Origin of the sequence: Enterobacter nematophilus (assembly GCF_026344075.1) — a bacterium.
Lineage (GTDB): Bacteria > Pseudomonadota > Gammaproteobacteria > Enterobacterales > Enterobacteriaceae > Enterobacter > Enterobacter nematophilus.
On record NZ_JAPKNE010000003.1, the window covers coordinates 436,791 to 461,159 of the forward strand.

The window sequence follows — 24,369 nt, forward strand, 5'->3', positions numbered from 1 at the left end:
ATGGTTATGCCCTCCCGTATTGCAACTTTATTAATTGTAATGGCGTTGTCCCTCCTGAGTACCAGCGCTCGGGCCACATCGCTGTTCAGTGAGGAAGAGCATGCCTGGATGGTGGCAAACCCCGTGATTAGCTATAGCGTGCAGCAGGAGTGGCCGCTTGATTATAGCGATCGGGGCAGGCACTTCGGCCTGAGCCGCGCGTATCTCGACCAGATAGAGAAGATGACCGGGCTGCGTTTTAAGCTGGCCGAAGAGCCCCGGAAGGCCGCGCTGGTTACCAATCTCGCACCGTCCCTGATGACAGACACAGAACGTGCAAAATGGCTTTTCAGCCAGCGCTGGATCACCACGAATGCACTGATGATCGCACGAGATGATGCCAGTAATTTACGTACTCTTGAGCATCTGCGCGGTAAACGGGTAGCGGTTCGTAAGGACAGTGACTATGAGCGCTGGCTACGCCGCTTCCATCCTGAGATTCATCTTTTTCCTCAGGAGGATATGCCTGCTCTGTTGCGAAGCGTAAGGGAAGGGGAAGCCGATGTTGCCATCGGTGCCGATCTCATCATTCGTCCGCTGCTTTACCGCAGTTTGGGCAGTAAGCTGGTGGTCTCCGGACAACTCCCCTCGCTAGTGGCGGGCCTGCACATGGGGACGCTGCCCGAATTGCCTTTGCTGAAAACCATTATCGATAAAGCGCTGGGCGAGATGCCAGCAAGCCGAACAGACGCCATGTTCAGCCAGTGGATTGGCGATCTCAAAATTGGAAAGATGACTGCAGGCATGATTTTCGGCCTTTACCAGCTGGAACTTTCGCTCATTGCTCTGCTTCTGCTCGGTCTCGCATGGGCGCTGTGGCGCGCGCTATGGCACCGCAAGCGTGCTGTCGCCAGCGAGGCGCGCATGAGTCAGTTTCTGGCAGTGATGAGCCATGAAATCCGCACCCCGATGAATGCGATGATTGCGGCCCTGGAGCTACTACGGCTGCCCGGCACCCCTTCACAGCGCAATGAGTATCTCGCCCTTGCGCACAGCTCATCAACGCATTTAATGAACTTGCTGAACGACATTCTCGACCATAGCAAGCTGTCGCACAGTCAGCTTGTCCTGAGCAGGCAAGGCTTTTCACTGAAAAAACTGGTAGACGATCTGGCGGCAGTGCATCGTCCCCTGGCAGCTCAAAAGAGATTATTGCTGAATGTGACGCTGGATACGACGCTTGAGCGGCAGTGGATAGTGGGTGATGCACATCGCTTGCGTCAGGTAATAAGTAACTTATTGTCGAACGCCATTAAATTCACCGAAGCAGGCAGCGTCACGCTCCTCGTCTTTGCAGAACCTTATGACAATACGGAAGGATTACGTTTTACCGTCTGCGACACGGGCATTGGCATTCCGCTTGAGGCCCAGCTGACGCTCTTTGACGCCTGGACGCAGGCAGATACTTCAGCCGCGCGCTCGTACAGCGGCAGCGGCCTGGGATTGTATATCTGCAAAGAACTGGTGAAATTAGCGGGGGGGCGATTAAGTTGCACCAGCAGACCGGGAGAAGGTGCGACTTTTATCGTTGAACTGCCGGTTATTTTCTGTGACGTATCCGTTGAAGATGTTAGCGAATCTCCCACCGTACAAGAATTCGTGAAAGGCACCAGCGTTCTGATTGTAGAAGATCACCCCGCTAACCAGGCGATGATGGCAGCACAGCTGGGGGCGCTCAACTGTCACTATGATATTGCCGGAGAGGGCATGGAAGCTTTGGCGTTGCTTGCTGAGGAAAATTATTACGATGTCATCTTGCTTGACTGCAACCTTCCGGATATCGATGGTTATGAAGTCGCGCGGCGGATACGTGCCTTTGAAAGCGCTCAGGGTCTTGAGAGAACGCCGATTGTGGCAATTTCTGCGCTGAGTGGCTCAGCGCATCAGCAGAAATGTCTGGACAGTGGTATGCAGGCCTTGCTGACCAAACCTTTGCGGCTCTCGTGTCTGTCTTCAATGCTCATGCGCTGGTGCCAGACGGCTGGCACCATGTCGACAGAGGTTATAAATGTAAGGCCGGAGGGTGAGGTTGCCTCCTGGCTTTTACAGGACATCGCGGGCTTCGCCGAGGCGCTAAAACAGCAGGATGCTCGCTGGATGCTACATCACATTCATCGGTTACACGGCGCAGCTAAGGTCTATGCTCAACATGCGCTGGCTGAGTGCGCCGCGGCATTTGAGCAACAAATGCGCGAGGATAATATTCCTTCAGTGACGGAGGGCGAGCGCTGGATTGAACAGCTTAAGCGCCACCTTTCAGCAACTCATCTTTAATGATAAACAGCTCATGGTCAGCTTTCAGGCCCAGCTTACGCATTGCACTTTGCTTCTGACCACTGACCGTTTTAAGGCTTCGGGAAAATTTTTCGGCAATGTCGGTAACCGTCATACCGGTCAGGAAGCAGCGAATGACCTCCTGCTCCTTGGGCGAGAGCATTTTTAACGACACCGCGTGCTTAATATTGTCGGTGCTCAGGTTGCCATTGATGAGCACTTCTCCGTGGTGCTGCTGTTCGGCAAGACGTTGGGTCATTTCAGGTTCAAGGTAGATTCGCCCGGCCGTCAACTCGGTTATCGCTTTACTCAGCTCCTCAAATGGACGGTTTTTACCGATAAATCCCTTTGCTCCGCTGCGAAGAGAAAGCGCGACTGTGGCAGGATTGTAGTGTGCAGATACTACCAAAATGGCGATATTGGGATGGCGGCGGTGAAGGGTTTTGATGAGATTTAACCCATCCACATCCGATGGAGCCAGCTCATAGTCCACGATTGCAACATGGCAAGGTGTGGATTTTAGATGACTGAAAAACTCGTCGCTTGTGGTGAACGTGCCCGTTACGTTGAATGCTGGATTTTCGGTTAACACATCGCGTAATCCACGTAAGACTAAAAAGTGATCGTCCAGCAAGGTAATGGAGATATTTTTTTTTGCGAAATCCTTCATCTCAAATCACTCTGTTTACTCTGACAAATGGATACAAGTATAAGGTATTTTCTGAATAAAGATCGTTCGGAGTCCCTTTTTTTGCAGGTCAAAATGAAGCCCTTCAGCCAGATGGCGTATGCTAAATCATAAGGCAGCGATTTCATTCTTCCGCACGGCCCGTGAACTGTTCTGCTTTGTAACAAAAAGCATGTCCACCTGTTTGTCTTGTACAGGTTTTGAGAGTGCTCTTGTTCCGATAATAGTGAGCTTTTTCATATGATTTGCATCGGCACATTCACTAACTAAAAACATATATTATTAAAGTTAGAAAATAAATTATCTCTATTTGCTGAAGCTAAACGATTTAAGCGAAATTTCTGTGTGCACTGTATTAATTGAAAGCTGACAGAGTCGGAACGCATTTCGAAATATTCAGCAAATAAAATCAGCCCCAATATACGGAAGTTAATATGACGCTTTTAACTGCTGACTCCAGACGACTCATGTTCGCCTGTGGCGTACTGATGCTGGCTGGCTGCGCCGGTCATTCAGGTACCCCATCAACCACCTTAACACAGGCCGCTGAGGACGCAAAGCCACTGCAACGCTGTCAGGATGAGTTGGCAGCCCTGAAACAATACGATGCGGCACGTTTTGAAAAGCATAACGGAACATTAACGGTGTTGTTAAATAACAGTGCCCAGTATTTGCTGACGCGGGATAAAGTTCAGGAAGACATAAAGAGCGTAGTAGATAGCATATTTCAGGCTCAGCTCGCGCGGGAATGCCAGGCAATTCATATCGCCTTGTATCAATCTATCGTGTCGCAAGCAGACGAGGGGATTAACCCATGAAAAGCGTAACAGCGATGCTGGGTATGCTTTTCCTGACTGGCTGCAACTCATACCCTGTTGAGCGTGAAAAAACACCTCAACCTGCACTGCTCAATGAATTTAATCAGCAGGTGGCGGCTGTTCATGAACAGGCCGGGCGTGGCGATGTGCTGTCTCAGCAACGTAGCGGGGCCTGGCTGTTTTCTGCCGGAAAGGATGCTTTAGCCGAACCGTTGCTGCGTGCTGCGGCAGAGAAAAATCAGGCGGAAGCCCAATTTCTACTTGGCAGGCTCCTTCTGGAACAGCAACCCGCTGAGGGTCGACGGTGGTTAGAAGCCTCCGCTGAACAGGGAAACATCAGTGCCCAACAATTACTGGCCCGTCATTATCGTTCAGGTTTATTGAACGTTCATCCTGAGAAGGCGTTTAAGTGGCTACTCATGGCAGCTCAGCAGGGCGATGCACAGGCACAAAATGATGTGGGCGCCGCGTATACCCAGGGGGCAGGCGTAAAAAAAGATGTGCGCCAGGCATTCACCTGGTACAGCAAGTCGGCAAAGCAAGGCAACGCCCTTGCGCAGTTTAATCTGGCGGGGGCGTACCAGGCCGGAGAAGGGGTCTCTGCACAGCCAGAGCTGGCTTTTGCCTGGTACAACGCGGCAGTCAATAACAGCCGCGATGAGCGCCTGAAACGAACAGCGGAAAAAATGAAGTTACGTATGTATGCAGAAGCGTCGCGGCAGGGGAAAGCGTTAAAAGCCCGTCAACTGGCAGAGCAACTTCTTGTAAATAACTCAACATCATGGAGCGCAGAATGACAAACATGAGATTGACCAGACTCAGTTTCTGCATTGCTGCGCTGGTATTGGCCCCACGGATTAATGCAGCTGAGCCCGCGCTGACAGGCTACAACTCGGATAATACCATTCCTTATTCACTGTTTGATGATACGGAGAAAAAGCAACCGTGGATTAAGCCTCCGGTTGCCCGAACGCCTTCTCTGCGACCCGCAACAACCGGACAGGCGAAGGAGAATCAGCGCGTGCAGGCGCTGGAAAAATCACTTTCAGAACAGCAGCGCCTCTACAAAGAGACGCTGGATAAGCACGCAGGGGAAGTTCAATCTTTGCAAAATAAGCTGAGCTCATCAGAGGTTGACAGGGATGCAATGACGGCTCAGCGCGAGAAGCTGGATGCGCTACAGCGAGCGCTGGCCGAAGCACAAGCGCAGCACGACAATTCCGATCGGGAGCTGGCGGAGTTACGCGCAAAAGTTGCCGCCCATCAAATGCTGGAGGATTCCCGCGCAATAACCCAGTCTGCGTTTGCCGATCGGCTGAAGGAAAAAGAGGACAGCCTTCTCGCGATGTCGCAACAAATCGAAGCGCTGAAGGCTGAAAACAACGTTTTGACCGAAAAACAGCAGGCTGTTAAGCCTCAGACCCGCGAACAAAAAATTTCCTATGCCAACGGCGTGGCGTTTGCCAGCGATATAGTACGCGTTTTACGTTCGCAGCAGGAGGTGGGTATTGAACCCGATCGCCCGATGGTGCTTGCCGGTCTGAAAGATGCTTTCGGCCAACGTATCGCGTTACCAAAAGATGAAATTGCCGAACTGGTAAGCGATCTTGACCGCCAGCTTAATGAAAAAGTGGCCGAACAACAGCAGCAGCAAATACAGACGGCCAGTCAGCAGAAGAAGCTCGGTGAAGAGCTGATTAAAAAGACACAAAATCGTCCAGGAATGAAAGAGATGGATGGCGCCTATTACTTCGTCATTAAAAAAGGGGAGGGAGCAAAACTTAGCGCTGACAGCACAGCTGAAATGCTTATTACAGGGAAATTAGCCGATGGCACCGTATTTGATAACAGCGGTGAGCTGAATGAAATTCAGCAACTTAAAATCGATACATTGCTTCCGGCAGTGAGCAAAATTATAAGCCAGAGTAACGTTGGCAGCGAACTCGAAATCATTCTGCCGCCAGAGCAGGCCTTTGGCGAGGCGGGAGCTCAGCCTCTAATTCCGCCTGGTGCAACCCTGGTATTAAAAATAAAAATCATCAGTGCTATGTGAAGCTCTGGCAGGAACAGCCATTACTATAAATAATTTCGCTGAGCCATACCTCTCGTAATGGCGTTTTTTAATGTAAGGATAGACTAAAATAAGGTAATTATGATGGTCAAAAATATCATTATTCTTGATGATCACCCTATTTTTCATAACGGCGTGAAACAGCTAATTGATTCGGAACCTTTACTGGAAGTGTTAGATATGTGCCGAACCCGCGAGGAGTTATTTTTCTCGTTGAGCTTAGGGCCGGCAGATATACTTCTGTTAGATTGTTCGCTGCCAGACGGTGAAAGCAATATTCTTGAACTGGTTGAGCAGTTATCTCTACAGCTGACTGACTCAGCACTGGTTTTGATGGGGGATAGTGTTTCACATCAAAAAATCGCTGAGCAATGTTCTCCAATGATTGCAGGGTATTTCTGTAAAACGTTACCGGCAGAAAATTTTCTCATTTTACTTCACCGTGTCCGAAGAATGCTTAATAATGAGTCAAATAATAACAGCAAATGCAATATAGTTATGCAAGATAATATTCCATTTGTAAGTAATCGTTTGTCGGTAAAAGAGAAGACCGTTATGAAATATCTACAAAAGGGTCTGAGCGTAACGCAAATAGCCGAGTGTTTAAACCGCAGCGTTAAAACGATTAGCTCTCAGAAAAGGCAAGCAATGCGTAAGCTCGATCTGAAGAACAATCGCGATATTTTTGAGCTGAAGATAAATGAGTTGTAGTCAATTTTGACAAAGCCGGGAGGAGTGCGGCCTGGATAATACTGGCAAGGAATGTAAAAGCGACTCTGAAAAATTTAGGTTGGGAAACTACGTGCGCGACAACAGTCTAGCCAGTTTATCTCAGTAATGCACTGACTCGCGGCAGATATCCCTTACATTTACCTCTTTTCTGAAGGTGAAATTCAAAAATAAACAAAATTTCTTTTTACTCATGCTTTTCCATCTGATATCACTTCTCCCCTTATACTTGTCTGAGCATTGACCGTTGTAGACTATACTGGCCATTACCCAACGCTAAAAGGTGGTGTCATGAATATTTTACCTCCCGTTCGGCCTGAGCAATCCATTGAGCGTCTGACGGCCATCCTTGAGCCGATCGCAGAAAAGGTGAAGCTCGTGCCGCGTAAGCGGATCACCTGGAAACACAAAGGCCACCAGCAAATGTATCTTTTTCAGGAGGGTGAGCTTTCTTTGCTGCGGGCATCTGATGGCCTGCTCCTGGTGACCGTTTTTGAGCCTCATCTGTTCGGCATTGCCGAGATGATCCAGCCGACACAGGGTCATATATTACGTGCGGAAAGAGAGTCCATCATTTTACGTGCTGATGCAGATGAAGCAGCTGCGCTATTTCGCGAGCAGGGCGTCTGGGAAGATGTTGCGGCCTTGCTGTCATATCATACGGCGTATCTCATCTATCGTGATGCGCAGGTCGTGCAGCAACGTACCTATTCCGTGATTCGTAGCTATCTGCAGGAGATGATATTATTGCCCGAAGAGGCGCGTATGCGAACCAGCATTCTGGAATATATTCAGGACCGCACGCTTCTTTCACGCAGCAGTATTCTCAACGTATTATCGGCGCTTAAGCAAGGTCAATATATCGCATTTAAGCGCGGCGGGTATTTAATGGAGGTTGGAAATTTACCGGAGTCGTTTTAAAATTTAAAATTAAACAGAAAAGCATTTCACGTTGCTCTCGTTTGTCTATATCGTTTGCTCACTGAAACTATTCAACAGAGTAAACGGGATTTGTATGAAGAAGACACTTTTCGCATTAATTATTGCTAACGCGTTCACAGCCACAACTGCATTTGCAGCTGCAGATACAGGTACATGGTATAGCGGGGCTAAATTCGGCTGGTCACACTATTTTGACGCCAGCACCGGTTCTAAAGCGAGCGATAATAACAATGGCTCCAGCCAGTATAATATCGATCATGATAACGTCGGTGGCGGGGTTTACGCTGGCTATCAGATGACACCCTGGCTGGCAGTAGAAGGTGGTTACGATTATTTAGGAAATATGCAGATGAAAGGTAACCACAGCGCGGGCGCACAAATGAAAAGCCAGGGGCTGCAGATGTCCTTAAAAGCCAGCTATGCCGTGACCGACAGCTGGGATATCTATGGTCGCGCCGGGGCGATGGCCTATCGCGCAGAATCTGATGTAAGTGGTCACAATCGTTTCGATACAGGCGTTCGCCCGCTTGCCGCGGTGGGGACGGAGTATGCGTTCAACAAAAATTTGGCTGGCCGCCTCGAATATCAATGGGTAAGCAATGTGGGTAATGCCAACCAGATTGGCGTCAGCAGCGACGTAAGCTCCGTAACGGCAGGTCTGACATGGCGTTTTGGACAGCACGATTAATCGTTGTTAGCCTCTCAATGATAAAAGCCCGACTGCTCAGCAGTTGGGCTTTGTGCCATTTAAGTGACTAAAGGCTCAAGAGCAAGTTTAATCTTTTGCAGGCCGATAACGTTTTTATCTTTCAGGTATTGCTGATTAATCAGTTCAAGCTGCTCCAGTTTTGTCAGTGAGGCGTAGACTGGCTGAACGGAGCTGTCTTCGGTGAAAATATCCTTCGCGGTAGCGTGCTGTAAATATTCTGATTTCAGCTGTGCTGACAATCTGTCTATCTGTACTTTATTCTCTTGATAAAGCGCTGCAATATGCGATGCCGGAACGGCAGGCGGTTTTTCTCCCGGTAAAACTAGCGGGACCTGCATATGGTGTATCTGTTCAACCTTATCTGGCGCAGAAGCGCTGCAGGCGGTTAATAAATTGAGGCTGAGCAGAGTCAGTAATAATGACCGTGTCTTCATGGGTAACTCGTGTTAAATAAGCAGAGCGGACATTATCGTAAACGACAGGCATATCTTCAGATTAAACTTGTTTAATTTTAAACATCTCACCGGGAATAGAACGCTAGTTCACGCTTTATATATAAAACAGCCTGTATGCGCAGCCATCCACGTACGCAGGGGGACGCAATCCGGCAAGATAAGCGTTGTGAGCTGGCTTTTCGAGATAGCTATCAGGATCCCGTAAGGCTATGCTTCATTCAGCACGAGAATAATTACAGAGGCAATGTCATGGATAAAGAACTACTGGATGCGGGTTACCGGGCCTATACCGGCGAGAAAATTGACGTTTACTTCAACACCGGGATCTGCAAACACTCCGGTAACTGCGTGCGTGGAAGCGCAAAGCTGTTTAATCTGAAACGCAAGCCGTGGATTATTCCCGACGAAGTAGACGTGGAAACGGTTGTAAGCGTGATTGATACCTGCCCGAGCGGTGCGCTGAAGTACCGCCAAAAATAAGCGAGGAACCATGGATATTCTGGAAGGCCATAACAAGTTTTACGTGAATGATGCAGACGGCAATCAGGTCGCAGAGATTGTCTTCGTGCCGACCGGCGAGCACCTGAGCATCATTGAGCACACCGATGTCGATCCGAGCCTGAAGGGGCAGGGCGTTGGCAAGCAGCTGGTGGCGAAAGTAGTTGAGAAGATGCGCGGTGAGAACCGCAAAATTATCCCGCTGTGCCCGTTTGCGAAGCATGAATTTGATAACACGCGGGAATATGACGATATTCGGGCGTAAAACACACCGGCGATGGCCGGTGTTTTTTTATCTCATCTGTTCAAACAGCAGTATCAACGCGATCAGCACCATTATCCCTCCCGATGCCATGCTCACCAGACGCGCCGCCTGCGGCCGGGTCGCCAGCACCGCTCTCGAACCATACCCCACAAGCAGATAGACCAGCGTGCAGGTGACCAGGTGCATCACGCCAAGCGCGGACATCTGCATCGCTATCGACCAGCTTCCGGCCGGATCTGTAAACTGCGGAAGCAGCGCCAGAAACAGCAAAAAAACTTTCGGGTTAAGGCCGCTAATGCAGAGCCCTTTCACCGCCCACTGTTTCCAGTTTCCCGCGTGGTGGGTGGCCTTTTCCGGCGCGGCGGGGTGACGTAACAGCGTAATGCCAAGCCACAGGAGATATATCGCCCCCGCGAGGGTCAGCCCGGTTAATGCCAGCGGATGTTGAGCAATCAGTACGCCCACGCCAGCCACCACAATCAGCGTGGCTAAAAGATGCCCGGACATCAACCCCATCACAGCCGGGACAACGCGTTTCCCGTTAATCCCGGCGCTAATGGCGTAGGCCCAGTCGGCACCCGGCGTCATGATGAGCAGAAAAGAAACCACCCAAAAGCCGGCCACAATACTCATTTCCATCGTCCTGAAGACTCCCGCAGTGCGTCAAAGTTGAGAAAAAGAATATCGCTAACCCTGCGAAATAGGTTTTCAATGTTATGCTCATAACACGGTTAAAATGAGAAAATCTTCCACATGGATAGCATCGATCGAAAAATTCTTGCGGAGCTACAGTCTGATGGCCGCTTATCCCTGACCGAGCTGGCTGAACGGGTGAATCTGAGCCTCTCGCCGTGCCATCGTCGCGTGCGGGCGCTGGAGCAAAGCGGGGCCATAACGGGATACCGTGCCAGCCTCGACCCCGCCAAAATGGGCTTTAACTTTCTGGCGATAGTGTTTGCGACGCTAAAAGAGGGTGACCGAAAGGCGGTAAGCGCGTTTGAAGAGGCGGTAGAAGAGATCCCGCAGATCGTGCTGGCACAGCGTCTGTTTGGCGATCCGGATTATCTGATGCACGTCGTGACCCGCGACCTGTCGGCTTTTCAGAAACTCTATGACGAGAAACTCTCCGCCATGCCCGGCGTGCAGCACCTTCGCTCTACGCTTGTCATGAAAACGGTAGTGCAGGACAGACCTTTTCCGCTGGAATCAGCGGGGCGGGACTAAGAGGCATGCCCGACAGACGTCGGGCATGAAAGGGGGTTAGCCAACAAACATCACCGACACGCACAGCACGCCGACGATCAGCGTCAGCAGGCTGCCAATGGAGCGGTACGGTTTCAGGGAAGGGATCAGATACGTCGACAGCGTCGGCATGATAAACAGGATCATGGCGATAAGCGGGCCGCTGATGGCGTAAATCATTGAGATGGCGTTCGGGTTAATGCAGCAGACCGCAAAGGTGATTAACGACACTCCCATAATGGAAATCGCGCGGTTAAAGGCGCGGCTCTTTTTAATGCCTACCTGATTCAGCGACGACTTCACGATCTCCGTCGCCCCTTCAATCACCCCAAAATAGGTGCCGAGGAACGATTTCGACATCGCTACGATCGCCACGATAATTCCCGAAATCCCCAGCCAGGCGGGAGAAGAGGGCATCATCGACAGCGCTGACAGGATCGTTACCCCCTGCTCTTTGGCGGCCACAATATAGGAAGGCGGGATTGAGAGCAGGCAGCTGAAGACAAAGAACAGCACGCTCAGGCAGATAATCAGGTACGCCACCTTCATGATCTTCTTGCATTTATCCATGGCTCCGTCGGCAAACTTCTCGCGACGGTCAACGGCAAACGTTGAGATAATCGGGGTATGGCTAAAGGCAAACACCATCACCGGAATTGAAATCCAAACCTGGTGCAGCGTATGGCGATCGAAGGCCATCTGCCTGGTGAGCAACGAGGTCTGCCAGCTTCCGGTGAGATAGATCGAGACAAACAGGAAATAGGCAATCAGCGGAAACACCAGGAAGCCCATCACTTTTATCGTGATATGCCGTCCCATCAGGAAGATCAGATTCAATACCAGCACCACCCCCAGGCTGACCAGCACGCGAACGGCGGTATCCACCGTCAGGTGTTTCGCCAGCTGCTCGGTTAACGAGTTGGTTATGGCCACCGCATAAATCTGCACCACCACAAAAAAGGCGATGAAATAGAGCGTGGTGATCAGATTGCCAATCTTTTTACCGTAGTAGTGAGAGACGGCGCCGGTGATCCCTTCATGACCTTTGGTTTTTGACGAGAGAATAAATTGCGCCAGCGCCCGGTGCGGCCAGTAGGTTAACGGGTAGGCCACAAGGGCGGTGATAAACAGGACAATAGCGCCTGCGGAGCCCAGCTGAATGGGCAAGAACAGCGTTCCTGCGCCCACGGCCGTGCCATAGAGAGCGAAACTCCAGAGAGTCTCATCTTTTGACCAAATTTTCGACATTAGAGCAACGTTTCAACTAACAAACCATCAGAATGGCGTGCAATTTACCATAGTTATGCCCGGAGAGCGCAGTTGCTTCGACGGAGTTTGGCCGGAACGGACGTCCGGCCAGTGGAGGTTTAGCCTGCCAGAGCGCGTCGTTGCTGGCGACGCTTAAGAAATTTCTCGCGCAGGGTATCGTACGCCCAGTTATAGAACATGGTGTACGGCAGGAAGAACAGGAAGAAACCTATTTCCAGCGTGAATGCCTGAAGCAGGGTCACGCCCAGCACGGCGGCGACAATCGACACGCCGATCACAATAAACCCGCATTCGAACCCCAGGGCGTGCAGCGCGCGAACCTTAGCCGTGCGTTTGACCCGCTGGACAGGCCAGAAACGGTCGAAACCGAAGTTATAGATAATGTTCCAGAGCATGGCGGTAGTAGCCAGGATAATGGTTAACCCACCCATCTCCACCACCGAGCGCTGCATCAGCCACGCCGCCGTGGGGGCGAGAATTGCCGTGGCAATCCCTTCGAAACAGACAGCATGAAAGATCCGCTCCGGCAGCTTGCGTTGGAGTGCATCCTGATGTTGCATAGTGTAGACCTCATTAATTCGCCGGTATGGGCGTTGATGCAGCCTATTTTTATCGCTAAAGCTGATATATTAAAGATAGTATCCATCGATAAAGTAGATAGTGTATGCGCTATTCACCTGAAGCCCTTACCGCGTTTGTTGAGACCGTTGCGGCAGGCTCTTTTTCTGCTGCCGCGCGCCGGCTGCGTAAAAGCCAGTCGACGATCAGCACCTCCATTGCCAATCTTGAAGCCGATCTGGGGTTCGAACTGTTTGACCGCTCGGCGCGCCAGCCGGTGTTAACGGTCCAGGGAGAACAGGTGCTGGGCTACGTGCAGGCCATCCTCGCCGCCAGCACGCGGCTCGATGAGCTGGCGGTGTCGTTAACGGCACAGACCGAGGCGCGTCTGACGTTTGTCCTCTCCGATACCCTCAACCCCGACGTGCTGGAAGATCTGATGAAGCAGTTTGACGCCCGCTTTCCCCACACGGAATTCGAATGCCTGATTGGCGAGGAAGAGGACGTGATCGATCTGCTGCAAAAGGAGCGCGCGCAGGTGGGCCTGACGGAAGCGCGAGACGGTTACCCGACGGATATTGGCGCTACCCGGCTGCCGGTGCAGACCCGAATGGCGATATACGTCGCGACCACGCATCCGCTCGCCGGACAACACGAGGTGCAGAGCGACGAGCTGCACGGCTGGCGGGAGCTGAGGCTCAGCACCTATCTTGAACGCGAGGCTGAGATCGCGTGCGGGCCCGTCTGGTCAGCGCCGAACTACCTGCTACTGCTGAGTATGGCCGTCCAGGGGTTCGGCTGGTGCGTGCTGCCGTGCGCGCTGGTGGATGAATTCGCCGCCGCGAAGTCGCTGGTACAGCTCAATGTTCCCGGCTGGCCACGGGCGATCGGCATTGATTTGCTGTGGAATAAACGATCCCCTCCCGGCGTTGCCGGAAGCTGGCTGCGGCAGTATCTGCAGGATGCACGCTAATCCTTGTGATTAAACTCACTATTTTTAAACAATTAAGATAATTGCCAGTAACAATCCTCTACTATCGTCATGTCATTTAACACAGAGGTCGTGATGAAAGATGTCGTAATAGTGGGTGCGTTGCGTACGGCTATCGGCTGTTTTCAGGGAGCGCTTGCGCGTCACTCGGCGGTTGACCTGGGCAGCGTGGTCGTTAAAGCGCTGGTGGAACGTAGCGGGATCGCCGCCCATGAAGTTGACGAGGTGATCCTGGGGCAGGTCCTCACGGCCGGGGCCGGGCAAAACCCTGCGCGCCAGGCGGCGCTAAAGGGCGGGCTGCCCAATACCGTATCCGCCATCACCATCAACGACGTCTGTGGTTCAGGATTAAAAGCGCTGCATCTCGCCACCCAGGCCATTCAGTGCGGTGAAGCGGATGTGGTTATTGCTGGCGGACAAGAGAACATGAGCCGCGCGCCGCACGTTCTGACCGACAGCCGTACCGGGGCGCAGCTGGGCAACAGCCAGCTGCTCGACAGCCTCGTGCATGACGGGCTGTGGGACGCGTTCAACGACTATCATATGGGCGTGACGGCAGAAAACCTGGCGCGCGAGTACGGCATTAGCCGCGAATTGCAGGACGCCTATGCGCTCAGTTCGCAGCAAAAAGCGCGTGCCGCGATTGATTCCGGTCGCTTTTGCGACGAGATTGTTCCGGTCAGCACGCAGCGTCAGAACGGCGAGGTTATCGTGATAGATACCGATGAACAGCCGCGCACCGACGCCAGCGCGGAAGGCCTGGCGAGACTGAATCCCGCGTTTGAAACCCAGGGCTCGGTCACGGCGGGAAATGCCTCTTCCATTAACGACGGTGCCGCCGCCGTGATGATGATGAGCGAAAGCAAAGCCCTTGAGCTCGATCTCCCCGTGCTGGCCCGCATTAAGGCGTTTGCCAGCGTGGGCGTGGATCCTGCGTTAATGGGGATTGCGCCGGTTTACGCTACCCGTCGCTGCCTGGAGCGCGCAGGGTGGCAGCTTTCGGATGTGGATCTGATTGAAGTGAACGAAGCCTTTGCCGCGCAGGCGATCTCGGTCGGCAAAATGCTGGAGTGGGATCCGCTGCGGGTCAACGTGAACGGTGGGGCAATTGCGCTGGGGCATCCCATCGGCGCGTCCGGCTGCCGGATCCTGGTTTCGCTGGTCCACGAAATGAAAAAGCGAAACGCGCGCAAAGGGATCGCTACCCTCTGTATAGGCGGCGGACAGGGCGTGGCGCTCGCTATCGAACGCTAATCTCTCCACACTGAAAAAACCTCCTCCGGGAGGTTTTTTTTATCGTGGTCTTCTCCTCATGAGGAGTAATCGTGATCCGCGCGTCATTTCTGTTATAAACAAAAATAAAAAATGAAACGTTGTTTTAATTGCAATTGAAAACCCTATTTTATGCCGCTAGTATGTGCTCATCATAAAACGAAACGTCGTTTCGTTTAATTTCTGCCTTCGGGCATGACCACATCTGGAGGTTACCGTGGACGTCAGACAAAGCATCCACAGCGCGCACGCCAAAACGCTGGATACTCAGGGACTGCGCAGCGAGTTTTTAGTTGAGCAGGTGTTCGAAGCCGATAAGTACACCATGGTTTATAGCCACATCGACCGCATTATCGTGGGCGGCATTATGCCGGTGGCGAAAACCGTCTCCGTGGGCGGTGAAGTGGGCAAGCAGCTGGGCGTAAGCTACTTCCTGGAGCGTCGTGAACTGGGCGTGATTAACATCGGCGGGCCGGGCACGATTACCGTGGACGGCCAGTGCTACGAGATTGGCCACCGCGACGGGCTGTACGTCGGCAAAGGGGCGAAAGAGGTGGTCTTTGCCAGCATCGACGGCGGTAAGCCCGCGAAGTTTTACTATAACTGCGCCCCCGCGCACACCGCTTATCCAACCAAAAAAGTGACGCCCGCGGACGTTGCGCCCGTGACGCTGGGCGATAACCTCACCAGCAACCGCCGCACCATCAATAAATACTTCGTTCCGGATGTGCTGGAAACCTGCCAGCTCAGCATGGGGCTGACCGAACTGGCCCCGGGCAATCTGTGGAACACCATGCCGTGCCATACCCACGAACGCCGCATGGAGGTCTACTTCTACTTCAACATGGATGAAGACGCCTGCGTGTTCCACATGATGGGGCAGCCTCAGGAAACCCGCCATATCGTCATGCATAACGAGCAGGCGGTGATTTCACCCAGCTGGTCCATTCACTCCGGCGTGGGGACGAAAGCCTATACCTTCATCTGGGGGATGGTTGGAGAAAACCAGGTCTTCGATGACATGGACCACGTCGCGGTTAAGGATCTGCGCTAGTCGCGGGCAGTTAAGCATACATCTGCCTGTTGATGACAGGCGCTGAAAGAGTAAGGAACAAACATGATTCTGGATGCATTTTCTCTGCAGGGTAAAGTGGCCGTGGTTTCCGGGTGTGACACCGGACTGGGCCAGGGGATGGCGTTAGGCCTGGCGGAAGCGGGCTGTGATATCGTCGGGATCAACATCGTTGAGCCCACGGAAACCATCGAACGCGTGACCGCGCTGGGCCGCCGTTTTCTCAGCCTGACCGCCGACCTGCGTAAAATTGACGCCATTCCGGAGCTGCTGGATCGCGCCGTGGCGGAATATGGCCATATCGACATTCTGGTCAACAACGCGGGGCTGATCCGCCGTGAAGACGCGATCAACTTCAGCGAGACCGACTGGGACGACGTCATGAACCTGAACATCAAGAGCGTGTTCTTTATGTCGCAGGCAGCGGCGAAGCACTTCATCGCGCAGGGGAAGGGCGGCAAGATCATTAATATCGCCTCGATGCTCTCCTTCCAGGGCGGCATCCGCGTGCCGTCTTACACCGCGTCGAAAAGCGCGGTGATGGGCGTGACCCGCCTGCTGGCGAACGAATGGGCGCAGCACAACATCAACGTCAACGCGATTGCGCCGGGCTACATGGCCACCAACAACACCCAGCAGCTGCGGGCAGACGAAGAACGCAGTGCGGCGATCCTGGAGCGTATTCCGGCGGGCCGCTGGGGGCTGCCGAGCGATCTGATGGGGCCGGTTGTGTTCCTGGCTTCCCCGGCTTCGGACTATATCAATGGTTATACCGTCGCGGTTGATGGCGGCTGGCTGGCGCGATAACCTTACTTATGACAAACACCTCTGCTCTTCGGCGGAGGTTTTTTTTGCTTAAAATTTGACAAAGTCCATATTGATAAACACGAAAAATCCATACTTAAAATTCATAGATGACTGCCATCACACTTTTATTACTGAAAAATTAAGGAATTAGTAAAATTAGGTGATTATCCAGCATTAGTTGAAATTGTAATGTCCATCACAGATCGCTATGCCATAGCGAAATAATCCATATCTTCACGAATTCCGGCCTGACACTTTTCCCCGCTATCTCGTAATTTCACTTAACGAATTTTGCTGTTGAGGCAGGAAAAATATGACATCTATAAATGACTCTACCCTGATGCCCGCCGCGCTGCGCGATACCCGCCGCATGAACCAGTTTGTCTCCATTGCGGCAGCCGTGGCCGGTTTGCTGTTTGGTCTGGATATCGGCGTTATCGCCGGGGCGCTGCCGTTTATTACCGATCACTTCACGCTGAGTAACCGCCTTCAGGAGTGGGTGGTGAGCAGCATGATGCTCGGCGCGGCCATCGGCGCGCTGTTTAACGGCTGGCTTTCGTTCCGCCTTGGGCGTAAGTACAGCCTGATGGTCGGGGCGGTCCTGTTTGTTGCCGGGTCCATTGGCTCGGCGTTTGCCACTAACGTTGAAGTACTACTGCTCTCCCGCGTGCTGCTGGGGGTGGCGGTGGGGATTGCCTCCTACACCGCGCCGCTGTATCTCTCTGAAATGGCGAGCGAGAACGTGCGCGGCAAGATGATCAGCATGTACCAGCTGATGGTGACGCTGGGCATCGTGCTGGCGTTCCTGTCCGATACGTACTTCAGCTACAGCGGTAACTGGCGGGCGATGCTCGGCGTGCTGGCGCTGCCTGCGGTGGTGCTGATTGTTTTAGTGATCTTCCTGCCCAACAGCCCGCGCTGGCTGGCGCAAAAAGGGCGTCACGTGGAGGCGGAAGAGGTGCTGCGCATGCTGCGCGACACGTCTGAGAAAGCGCGTGAAGAGCTGAACGAGATCCGCGAAAGCCTGAAGCTGAAGCAGGGCGGCTGGTCGCTGTTTAAGGCTAACCGCAACGTGCGCCGCGCGGTGTTCCTCGGCATGTTGCTGCAGGCGATGCAGCAGTTCACCGGGATGAACATCATCATGTATTACGCGCCGCGCATCTTCAAAATGGCCGGTTTTACCACCACCGAACAGCAGATGATCGCCACGCTGGTGGTGGGGCTGACCTTTATGTTCGCGACCTTTATTGCGGTATTCACCGTCGATAAAGCCGGACGTAAACCGGCGCTGAAGATCGGCTTTAGCGTGATGGCGCTCGGTACGCTGATCCTCGGCTACTGCCTGATGCAGTTTGATAACGGCACGGCGTCCAGCGGCCTCTCCTGGCTCTCCGTGGGCATGACCATGATGTGTATTGCTGGCTACGCGATGAGCGCCGCGCCGGTGGTGTGGATCCTGTGCTCTGAAATTCAGCCGCTGAAATGCCGCGATTTTGGTATCACCTGTTCCACCACCACCAACTGGGTATCGAACATGATCATCGGCGCGACCTTCCTGACGCTGCTGGATGCGATTGGCGCGGCGGGAACCTTCTGGCTCTACACGGTGCTGAACGTGGCGTTTATTGGCGTGACATTCTGGCTGATTCCAGAAACCAAAGGCGTGACGCTGGAGCATATTGAACGCAAGCTGATGAGCGGAGAGAAACTGCGAAATATCGGCGTGTAAGGATTTATGCCGGGTAAGGCGCAGCCGTCACCCGGCTTTTTGGTTTACACGATGATTCATACGAGTAATGCCGTAAATAACTACCAACTTTGATAGCAATTCCTCAGATAGTCCATTCTCGCATTCAGATTATTCTTAGTTTCTTGTATTATCGGGCAACTGAACTCACCCGGCAGGAATTTACTGCACTCGAAACAGAAGAACGGCTATGTCAGCAATGGATTTCAAAAAAAACACGGACCTCGATTTTCCCTCATATGCCCCTCCAGCAGTCAGTTCAAAAGAGATCGATCTTCTGGGTCTGTTAGATGTTCTGATTACCGCGAAAAAACGTATTGCCACCATTATCTTTGTTTTCGCGCTGGCAGGTCTGGCAATTGCGCTTCTGCTACCGCAAAAATGGACCAGTAAAGCGGTGATCACTCCGGCGGAACAGACGCAGTGGAACCCGCTGCGCCAGATGATGGTTGCGCTGCAGGTTCTTGATGTGAAGGTGCCGGTTACCCGTCAGGAAGTCTTTGACCTGTTTATTAAAAAATTCCAGTCGCAGTCATTGCTTGAAGAGTATATGACCTCTTCCCCTTACGTGATGGCGCAGCTTAAAAATGCGGAAGTGGACCCGCTTGAACTGCACCGTGCGGTTGTCAATATTGCAGAAAGAATGAAAGCGGTGAATGATGTTCAGGGAAAAGACGCGGATAAAGCGCCTTTCGTCTCCTGGACATTGAGCTTCACCGCGCCGACCGCAGCCGATGCCCAGTCCGTCCTGGAAGGGTATATCAACTATATCTCGGCAATCGTTGAGAAAGAGACGGTGCAGAATATCCGCAACCAGATCGCCCTCAAAACGAACGAGGTAGAACAGCAGCTTGCGCTCGACCGCGTTCGTCTGACCAATGTGCATAACACCAACCTGCAGCGGCTGAACTATTCACTGGAAGTGGCGAATGCCGCGGGCATTAAGAAGCCCGTCTACAGCAACGGACAGGCGGTAAAAGACGATCCGGATTACTCCGTTGCGCTCGGAGCTGACGGTATCGCGGAAAAGCTAAAGATTGAAAAAAATCTGAAGGACGTGACGGAGCTGAACGCGGACTTCCAGAACCGGGAATATTACCTGGCGCAGCTGAAAAAACTCTCCTTCGCAGACGTTAAGCTTGAGCCATTCAGGTATCAGCTTTCGCCCTCCATGCCGGTGAAAAAAGACGGTCCGGGCAAAGGCATGATTGTGATTCTGGCGGCGATCCTCGGCGCTCTGTTTGCCTGCGGCAGCGTGTTACTCCGTGAGGCCATGCTCAGCCGAAACCCATTGCCAGAGCCGGTAACGGAATAAATTCTGCACACATAAAGGCGCTGAAACAGCGCCTTTTTTTATTTCAGGAAATCCTCGCGAACAGGCGTAAAAGTGTCCAGCAGCGTGCCGGCCTTGAGGCAGACGCAGCCGTGCATCACATGCGGTTTTTTGTAGAGCGTATCTCCGGCCGTCACGACATGCTTCTCTTCACCAATCGTAAATTCAAACTCGCCGGAGAGAACATAGGTTAACTGTTCGTGCGGGTGGTTATGCAGCGGGCCAATCGCGCCCTGCTCAAAATGCACTTCAACCGCCATCATCCTGCCGCCGTGTGCCAGCACGCGACGCGTAACGCCGTTCCCCAAGTCTTCAGAGGCGGTCTCTTTGTGGAACATAAACATGGCTTCGCCCTTAGCAATAAAACAGTGTTTTATTTAATTTACATCGGCCAGCTTAAAAAGAAAACGACGTAATAAAGAACTGGAAACAGGATCACAAGTTTGCTTCACTGGCTTAAACAGATAAGGAGGGATGATGAAAACGATTGGCCTGTTAGGTGGGATGAGCTGGGAATCGACTATCCCTTATTACCGCCTGATTAACGAAGGGGTAAAGCAGCGTCTGGGCGGCCTGCACTCCGCGAGCCTGCTGCTGCACAGCGTTGATTTTCATGAAATCGAAGCCTGCCAGTCGAGCGGCGAATGGGATAAAGCCGGAGAAATCCTGGCCGATGCCGCGCTGGGGCTGGAGCGTGCGGGGGCGCAGGGCATTCTGCTGTGTACCAACACGATGCACAAAGTAGCCTCGCACATTGAAGCGCGCTGTTCTCTGCCGTTCCTGCACATCGCGGACGCCACCGGACGCGCCATTCGCGCTTCGGGAATGTCGCGCGTGGCCTTGCTGGGCACGCGTTACACCATGGAGCAGGATTTCTATCGCGGGCGCCTGCAAAGCGAGTTTGGGATTGAAAGCCTGATCCCGGATGAGGGGGACCGGGCGCGCATCAATCAGATTATCTTCGACGAGCTCTGCCTCGGAACCTTCTGCGAAACCTCCCGCGCATATTACGTCAGCGTAATAGAGAAACTGGCGCAGCAGGGGGCTGAAGGGGTGATTTTCGGCTGCACGGAAATCGGTTTGCTGGTGCCGGCCGAACGAAGCCCCGTCCCGGTATTTGATACCGCGGCCATTCACGCGGCAGATGCCGTGGAATTTATGCTGTCATAACGGGTTTTGCAGGTCAGGTAAGCGAAGCGCCACCTCACGCGCATGCTCAACTAAGTGTTCGGTGAATGCGTCCACCAGCGCGGAAGCCGGACGGTGCAGCGGGCGGATAAGGCTTACGGTGAACGGGACGGAAACGCTAAAACGGCGGATGACGATCCCGCTTCCTGCATAGTCCAGCGCCGTAAGCGGATTGACGACCGCGACGCCAACGCCCGCACGCACCATCGCGCATATTGACGCCGCGCTGTGCGTTTCCACGACCATCCGCCGCTTCACCTGATGCTCAGCAAAAAGCGTATCCAGCAGCTGCCGGTAGCTGTCCGTTTGCGACAGGCTAATGTAGCTTTCACCGTGAAAATCTGCGGGCGTCAGCACCGCTTTGTGGGCAAGCCGATGCCCGGCGGGCAGTACGCACACTTCATCCAGCGCGAGCAGTTCCGTGCGCGCCGTTCCTGCGGGGGTCGAGAGGGTTTCGGTCAGTCCGAGATCGTGGCGCTGTGCCGACAGCCACTCTTCAAGCAGGGGCGACTCCTGCGGCACGATGGTGAGATTGACCTCGGGATAGCGGGCCAAAAAAGGCTGGAGCAGCGTCGGCAAGAAGGACTGAGAGAAGACAGGCAGGCAGACAATCGACAGCTCGCCCTGACGAAACTCGCGCAGGCTTTCCGCCGCGCTGACGATTCTGTCCAGCCCGTACCAGGAGCGCTGCACTTCTTCAAACAGGCGTAACCCCTGCACCGTCGGGTGAAGCCTGCCCCGGGCGCGTTCGAACAGCTTCAGCCCCAGCACTTTCTCGAAGCGCGCCAGCTCGCGGCTGACCGTCGGCTGCGAGGTATGCAGCATTTGCGCGGCTTCGGTGAGATTGCCGGTGGTCATCACGGCGTGAAAAATCTCGATGTGGCGTAAATTGACGGCGGGCATAGGGCACCTGAAAGTAAAAAACTGTCCATATCATTTTTGCATAGACTCGCGATAAAACGATATTTTTTATTCTTCTTCCGCTGTGGCGTAATCATAAAAAATGAATTGAACCGGAGAAGACCATGCCACGCCCGCTCAACCAGACGGATACCGATTTGAACGCTGAAAACCTGCTGCGCCTGCCCGCCGAGTTTGGCTGCCCGGTATGGGTCTACGACGCGCAGATCGTTCGCGAGAAGATCGCCGCCCTGCATCAGTTTGACGTGGTGCGTTTTGCCCAGAAGGCCTGCTCCAATATTCATATTCTGCGCCTGATGCGCGAGCAGGGCGTGAAGGTTGACTCCGTGTCGCTGGGTGAAATCGAGCGTGCGCTGGCGGCTGGCTTTGATCCGAAAACCGATCCTGACGCGATCGTCTTTACCGCGGATGTGATTGACGACGCCACGCTTGCGCGCGTGCATGAACTGCAGGTGCCGGTGAACGCCGGTTCTGTGGATATGCTGGAGCAGCTTGGGCAGGTTTCGCCAGGTCATCGCGTCTGGCTGCGGGTGAACCCGGGCTTTGGTCATGGCCATAGCCAAAAAACCAATACCGGGGGTGAGAACAGCAAGCACGGGATCTGGTATGCCGATATGCCTGCCGCGCTTGAGGTACTGCAGCGCTACAGCCTGAAGCTGGTGGGCATTCACATGCACATTGGCTCCGGCGTTGATTACGGGCACCTGGAACAGGTGTGCGGGGCGATGGTGCGGCAGGTTGTTGACTTCGGTCAGGATCTGGAGGCGATCTCTGCCGGTGGCGGTCTTTCCATTCCTTATCGTGAAGGGGAAGAGGCGATCGACACCGATCACTATTATGGCCTGTGGAGCGCCGCGCGCGATCGGATCGCCGCGCATCTGGGCCATGCCGTGAAGCTGGAAATTGAGCCGGGTCGTTTCCTGGTGGCCGAAGCCGGCGTGCTGGTGGCGCAGGTGCGCAGCGTCAAAGAGATGGGCTCCCGCCACTTCGTGCTGATTGACGCGGGCTTTAACGACCTGATGCGTCCGTCCATGTACGGCAGCTACCATCACATTACCGCCCTGGCTGCCGATGGCCGCGATTTAACGCACGCCCCGCGCCGCGAGACGGTGGTCGCAGGCCCGCTGTGTGAATCCGGTGACGTGTTTACCCAGCAGGAAGGCGGCAAAGTTGAAACCCGCGCGCTGCCGGAGGTGAAGCCGGGCGATTACCTGGTGCTGCACGACACCGGAGCGTACGGGGCGTCTATGTCCTCGAACTACAACAGCCGTCCGCTGCTGCCGGAAGTGCTGTTTGATAACGGCAAGGCGCGGCTGATCCGCCGTCGACAGACCATTCAGGAGCTGCTGGCGCTGGAGCTCGTTTGATGAAAGTACGGCCCCGTTGTGACCGAATCGCGTAATACAAGCGTGCCGGTAAACGGCGGGATCGCATCGACCGGCTGGTTTTTCGCCAGCCGGATCGCCTGATCGATAGCCATGACGATCATGTTATCTATCGGCAGATAAACCGACGACAGCGCAGGCTCCAGCCACTTCGCGCTTGGGGCATCATCAAAGCCGAACAGGGAGATATCCTGCGGGATCTTAAGCCCTGCCTGATGCAGCGCTTTGGACGCGCCCAGCGCCATATCATCGTTACAGGCAAACAGCGCGCTGAACGACACCCCTTCAGCAATCAGCTCTTTACACAGCTCATAGCCCCGCGTCATTCCCGCATCACCGTACTTTATTCGACGCTCGTCCAGACGAATGCCGTGCTTTTCCAGCGCCTTGCGGTAGCCCATCAGCCGCGCTTTACCCGTGGGGGTGTGGATCGGAACGGTAATGCAGGCGATCTCCCGGTGGCCCTGATTGATCAGGTAATCCACCGCCTTAAACGCGGCATCCTGCTGTTCGAAGAACACGCAGCGCTCCGGGGCCTGGCTGACTTCACGGTTGATGACCACCAGCGGCGTTTGCACGGTATTAATCAGCTTGATGATCGCTTTTTCGCTCATATAGCGCGTGTAAAGCACGATGGCATCGCACTGGCGGTCGGCCAGCATCTGCACCGCCTGCTCTTCCTGCTCTGGCGCGTCGTGACCGTCGGTGACGATCAGCTGTTTCCCGTGGGTTTCGGTCTGCCGTGACGCCTGCTGCAAAAGACGACCAAAGTAAAAGCCGTCAAAGGTAGAGACGACCAGACCAATGCTGTTGCTGGTCTGGTTAGCCAGCGAACGCGCGAGAAAGTTTGGGCGGTAGCCCAGCTCTTCCATCGCAGCAAAGACCTGCTGACGCGTGCTCTCTTTAACCTGACCTGTGCCGTTCAGCACGCGCGAGACGGTAGCCTTCGACACGCCCGCGCGCAGTGAGACATCCAGCATTGTTGCCATTCTACATTCCTGCTTCCACGTAATGGTCTGCAGTTTAACACAGACCTGACAGCGTATAAGCGATGCGGGAAGCGCAAAACTTCTGCCACGATCACGCTTTTTGGTCA

At 53.6% G+C, this 24,369-nt stretch carries 26 protein-coding genes; 18 read left to right on the top strand and 8 right to left on the bottom strand.

From position 1 onward, the window contains the following. Positions 1-6: 6 nt before the first annotated feature. The gene (locus tag OSH03_RS11780) at positions 7-2,313 is read left to right on the top strand and encodes an ATP-binding protein (RefSeq protein WP_266179127.1); all 2,307 of its coding nucleotides are present in this window, start codon (positions 7-9) and stop codon (positions 2,311-2,313) included. Here the strand turns inward: OSH03_RS11780 and OSH03_RS11785 are convergent. Continuing rightward, positions 2,282-2,983: a response regulator gene (locus tag OSH03_RS11785; protein ID WP_253543238.1), complete on the bottom strand. Its 702-nt coding sequence runs from the start codon at positions 2,981-2,983 to the stop codon at positions 2,282-2,284. The genes OSH03_RS11780 and OSH03_RS11785 overlap by 32 nt on opposite strands. A 452-nt stretch (positions 2,984-3,435) precedes the next feature. On the opposite strand from OSH03_RS11785, the gene OSH03_RS11790 reads away from it, so the two are divergent. The 6 genes from OSH03_RS11790 to OSH03_RS11815 all read left to right on the top strand — a co-directional run bounded on the left by OSH03_RS11790 (position 3,436) and on the right by OSH03_RS11815 (position 8,249). Continuing rightward, positions 3,436-3,819, top strand: a complete 384-nt coding sequence (locus OSH03_RS11790; protein ID WP_266179128.1) for a hypothetical protein — start codon at positions 3,436-3,438, stop codon at positions 3,817-3,819. Continuing rightward, positions 3,816-4,616: a tetratricopeptide repeat protein gene (locus OSH03_RS11795; RefSeq protein WP_266179129.1), complete on the top strand. Its 801-nt coding sequence runs from the start codon at positions 3,816-3,818 to the stop codon at positions 4,614-4,616. Before OSH03_RS11790 ends, OSH03_RS11795 begins: the two co-directional genes overlap by 4 nt. After that, positions 4,613-5,872, top strand: a complete 1,260-nt coding sequence (locus OSH03_RS11800; protein WP_266179130.1) for an FKBP-type peptidyl-prolyl cis-trans isomerase — start codon at positions 4,613-4,615, stop codon at positions 5,870-5,872. Before OSH03_RS11795 ends, OSH03_RS11800 begins: the two co-directional genes overlap by 4 nt. Positions 5,873-5,971: 99 nt before the next feature. Continuing rightward, on the top strand, positions 5,972-6,601 hold the full coding sequence (locus OSH03_RS11805; protein ID WP_266179131.1) for a response regulator transcription factor: 630 nt from the start codon (positions 5,972-5,974) through the stop codon (positions 6,599-6,601). A gap of 309 nt (positions 6,602-6,910) precedes the next feature. Then, positions 6,911-7,540, top strand: a complete 630-nt coding sequence (locus tag OSH03_RS11810; RefSeq protein WP_266179132.1) for a helix-turn-helix domain-containing protein — start codon at positions 6,911-6,913, stop codon at positions 7,538-7,540. A 94-nt stretch (positions 7,541-7,634) separates the two neighbouring features. Further along, complete coding sequence (locus OSH03_RS11815; RefSeq protein ID WP_061097181.1) at positions 7,635-8,249, top strand: outer membrane beta-barrel protein; 615 nt, start codon at positions 7,635-7,637, stop codon at positions 8,247-8,249. Positions 8,250-8,308: 59 nt separating this feature from the next. Here OSH03_RS11815 and OSH03_RS11820 read toward each other — a convergent pair whose 3' ends face one another. Then, positions 8,309-8,704 carry a hypothetical protein gene (locus tag OSH03_RS11820; RefSeq protein ID WP_061097182.1) on the bottom strand — a complete coding sequence of 132 codons (396 nt, stop codon included), beginning with the start codon at positions 8,702-8,704 and terminating at the stop codon, positions 8,309-8,311. A 270-nt stretch (positions 8,705-8,974) separates the two neighbouring features. Between OSH03_RS11820 and yjdI the strand changes: the two genes are divergently transcribed. After that, a complete protein-coding gene (yjdI, locus tag OSH03_RS11825) occupies positions 8,975-9,205 on the top strand; it encodes a 4Fe-4S mono-cluster protein YjdI (RefSeq protein WP_253543231.1) in 231 nt (76 codons plus the stop codon). A 10-nt stretch (positions 9,206-9,215) separates the two neighbouring features. Continuing rightward, positions 9,216-9,488: a GNAT family N-acetyltransferase gene (locus OSH03_RS11830; protein WP_014071634.1), complete on the top strand. Its 273-nt coding sequence runs from the start codon at positions 9,216-9,218 to the stop codon at positions 9,486-9,488. 27 nt (positions 9,489-9,515) lie between these two features. Here the strand turns inward: OSH03_RS11830 and OSH03_RS11835 are convergent, their stop codons facing one another. Beyond that, entirely contained in the window at positions 9,516-10,127 is a 612-nt protein-coding gene (locus tag OSH03_RS11835) for a LysE family translocator (RefSeq protein ID WP_253543230.1), read from the bottom strand. 114 nt (positions 10,128-10,241) lie between these two features. Between OSH03_RS11835 and OSH03_RS11840 the strand changes: the two genes are divergently transcribed. Beyond that, positions 10,242-10,712 (top strand): Lrp/AsnC family transcriptional regulator, encoded by a 471-nt coding sequence (locus OSH03_RS11840; protein WP_061097185.1) that lies wholly within the window; start codon positions 10,242-10,244, stop codon positions 10,710-10,712. 36 nt (positions 10,713-10,748) lie between these two features. Here the strand turns inward: OSH03_RS11840 and OSH03_RS11845 are convergent, their stop codons facing one another. Continuing rightward, positions 10,749-11,978 carry an amino acid permease gene (locus OSH03_RS11845; protein WP_266179133.1) on the bottom strand — a complete coding sequence of 410 codons (1,230 nt, stop codon included), beginning with the start codon at positions 11,976-11,978 and terminating at the stop codon, positions 10,749-10,751. A gap of 119 nt (positions 11,979-12,097) precedes the next feature. After that, complete coding sequence (locus tag OSH03_RS11850; RefSeq protein ID WP_020687112.1) at positions 12,098-12,559, bottom strand: multidrug/biocide efflux PACE transporter; 462 nt, start codon at positions 12,557-12,559, stop codon at positions 12,098-12,100. Between the two features lie 104 nt (positions 12,560-12,663). Here OSH03_RS11850 and OSH03_RS11855 point away from each other — a divergent pair, with 104 nt between their 5' ends. From OSH03_RS11855 to wzz(fepE), 6 genes are all read left to right on the top strand, one after another. After that, positions 12,664-13,530: a LysR family transcriptional regulator gene (locus OSH03_RS11855; RefSeq protein WP_266179134.1), complete on the top strand. Its 867-nt coding sequence runs from the start codon at positions 12,664-12,666 to the stop codon at positions 13,528-13,530. A gap of 93 nt (positions 13,531-13,623) precedes the next feature. Next, positions 13,624-14,802 (top strand): acetyl-CoA C-acetyltransferase, encoded by a 1,179-nt coding sequence (locus OSH03_RS11860; RefSeq protein ID WP_061097188.1) that lies wholly within the window; start codon positions 13,624-13,626, stop codon positions 14,800-14,802. Between the two features lie 235 nt (positions 14,803-15,037). After that, complete coding sequence (gene kduI / locus OSH03_RS11865; RefSeq protein WP_045260916.1) at positions 15,038-15,874, top strand: 5-dehydro-4-deoxy-D-glucuronate isomerase; 837 nt, start codon at positions 15,038-15,040, stop codon at positions 15,872-15,874. Positions 15,875-15,937: 63 nt separating this feature from the next. Continuing rightward, positions 15,938-16,699, top strand: coding sequence for a 2-dehydro-3-deoxy-D-gluconate 5-dehydrogenase KduD (gene kduD, locus OSH03_RS11870; RefSeq protein ID WP_266179135.1), 762 nt, complete (start codon positions 15,938-15,940; stop codon positions 16,697-16,699). Positions 16,700-17,012: 313 nt separating this feature from the next. Beyond that, entirely contained in the window at positions 17,013-18,428 is a 1,416-nt protein-coding gene (gene araE, locus OSH03_RS11875; RefSeq protein ID WP_028014298.1) for an arabinose-proton symporter AraE, read from the top strand. 208 nt (positions 18,429-18,636) lie between these two features. Continuing rightward, complete coding sequence (wzz(fepE), locus tag OSH03_RS11880) at positions 18,637-19,761, top strand: LPS O-antigen length regulator Wzz(fepE) (RefSeq protein ID WP_061097191.1); 1,125 nt, start codon at positions 18,637-18,639, stop codon at positions 19,759-19,761. Positions 19,762-19,799: 38 nt separating this feature from the next. On the opposite strand, the gene OSH03_RS11885 is transcribed toward wzz(fepE), so the two are convergent. Beyond that, positions 19,800-20,123 carry a cupin domain-containing protein gene (locus OSH03_RS11885; RefSeq protein WP_266179136.1) on the bottom strand — a complete coding sequence of 108 codons (324 nt, stop codon included), beginning with the start codon at positions 20,121-20,123 and terminating at the stop codon, positions 19,800-19,802. 133 nt (positions 20,124-20,256) lie between these two features. Between OSH03_RS11885 and OSH03_RS11890 the strand changes: the two genes are divergently transcribed. After that, positions 20,257-20,949: an aspartate/glutamate racemase gene (locus OSH03_RS11890; RefSeq protein ID WP_266179137.1), complete on the top strand. Its 693-nt coding sequence runs from the start codon at positions 20,257-20,259 to the stop codon at positions 20,947-20,949. Here OSH03_RS11890 and OSH03_RS11895 read toward each other — a convergent pair. Beyond that, complete coding sequence (locus OSH03_RS11895) at positions 20,944-21,870, bottom strand: LysR family transcriptional regulator (RefSeq protein ID WP_266179138.1); 927 nt, start codon at positions 21,868-21,870, stop codon at positions 20,944-20,946. The two genes, OSH03_RS11890 and OSH03_RS11895, sit on opposite strands and share 6 nt — an antisense overlap. A 122-nt stretch (positions 21,871-21,992) precedes the next feature. Between OSH03_RS11895 and lysA the strand changes: the two genes are divergently transcribed. Continuing rightward, on the top strand, positions 21,993-23,255 hold the full coding sequence (gene lysA / locus OSH03_RS11900; protein ID WP_266179139.1) for a diaminopimelate decarboxylase: 1,263 nt from the start codon (positions 21,993-21,995) through the stop codon (positions 23,253-23,255). Here lysA and OSH03_RS11905 read toward each other — a convergent pair. Then, positions 23,225-24,262, bottom strand: a complete 1,038-nt coding sequence (locus OSH03_RS11905) for a LacI family DNA-binding transcriptional regulator (RefSeq protein ID WP_266179140.1) — start codon at positions 24,260-24,262, stop codon at positions 23,225-23,227. The two genes, lysA and OSH03_RS11905, sit on opposite strands and share 31 nt — an antisense overlap. Between the last annotated feature and the right edge of the window lie 107 nt (positions 24,263-24,369).